This window comes from Euzebyales bacterium (assembly GCA_035461305.1).
Lineage (GTDB): Bacteria > Actinomycetota > Nitriliruptoria > Euzebyales > JAHELV01 > JAHELV01.
On the sequence record DATHVN010000202.1, the window covers coordinates 1 to 1541 of the forward strand.

1 protein-coding gene is annotated in these 1541 nt (G+C 70.7%); it reads right to left on the reverse strand.

Going from position 1 to position 1541, the window contains the following annotated elements:
• On the reverse strand, positions 1-1237 hold a 1237-nt coding region (locus VK923_18435), incomplete at its 3' end, for an IS1380 family transposase (GenBank protein ID HSJ46661.1).
• Positions 1238-1541: the final 304 nt, after the last annotated feature.

A 1541-nucleotide genomic window follows, 5' to 3' on the forward strand; every position in this document is an offset into this window, starting at 1 on the left:
GGTCGGCCCACGGCCACCCGGTCGGCAGCCGCAGCCTGGTTCGTCGTCCGCTGGTGACGAGCCGGGCGGGCACGGCGATGACGGTCAACCGCAGGGTCTTGGTGGTGACCCGCCCGAGGCCAGCCGCCTGGGCGGTCCAGCGTGCGAGGTTGTAGGCGACGCCGACGAGCGACAGCCACGCGGCGTTGGCGGCGAACCGTCCCGACGGCAGGTGCGCCAGCCCGGCGTAGTGTTTGAGGTCGCAGATGGTGTGCTCCACGATCGCGTGCTGACGGTGGTCGGCCTCCACTTCGAGCAGCGGGCCGTCGCGGTCGGTCAGGACCGCGTGATAGGAGAACACGACGTCCATCGCCAGCTGGCTGCCGGGGGTGGGGCGGACGCGGCGGACGATGAGTCGGGCGGTGGTCTCGTGGCGGGTGCCGGCGAACGCGGTGTAGGTGGTCTCGGCGACGTCGGCGCCGCCGTCCAGCCAGTACGGGATCGGCACCCAGTCATGCTCGGGAATCTGGTCGATCGCGCGCTGGATGGACCGGTTCTTGCGCGCGGTGATGCTGTAGCGGACATCGTGGCGGCGGCAGGTCGAGATCACCGCGCCGGTGTAGAACCCGCTGTCTGCGCGTAGCGTCAACTGCCCGGTGGCGCCGGCATGGCGCACCCGGGAGATCGTCTCGGCGACGAAGCTCGCGGCGCCGCGGCCGGTGTTGGCCGACCCGCCACGCAGCCGGGCGTGCAACAGCTCCCCGGTCTGCGCCAGCGACGCCAGCAGCGGGTGGTAGCCGCGCACCCCGGTGTAGGCGAACGCCTGACCGCCCTGCTTGGCCAGCCCGTAGGTCTCACAGACCGTGGAGTCGATATCGATGGTCAGGTCGGCGTCCAGGTCCGGGCCGAGCCCGGCCTGCCAGGCGCGGCGCAGCAGCTCGCGGGTGACGCGGTCGAGCTGACGGACACTCGCCCACACGAACGCGCGCAGCCAGATCCCCACCGTCGACGCCGCCCGCACGCCATCGAACAACCGCCTCGTCGCGCCGGCCTGCAACACCCGGGTGTCGTCGATGCAGTCGCCGCCGGCCAACGCCGTGCCGATCACGGTGGCGGCCTTGGCGCCGCTGTTGGCGCCCGCCTCACCCACCACGGTGACGTGCTCATCGACCAGGTCGGCGACCCCGAGTCGCTGCGCAAGCAGCGCCGCGACCGCCAGACCGCCGTTGGGCAGCAGCGTGTCATCGTCGAACGTCATCGCGACGGGTGCGAGATTGTGCGATGCTTTCACCGAACGAGTGCCCTCCGGCTCGGGATCCAGCGGTCTTAGACACCCGCATTGTCCCTGGCCAGAGGGCACTTTCTATGGAACCGACCCCACCACCTCAGCCGACCACCCACGGATCAGGGCTGAGGGGGCACAGGGGTGGGAGGAGCTGTACAAGTACTCGGTGCTGTTCAGCGACGGCCGGCGGGAGCACGACGAGAACCAGTTCTGGTTCCAGGACAGCATGCACTGGGGCTCGGCGATGTCCCCCTGGGACGCCGACCACCTCGAGTAC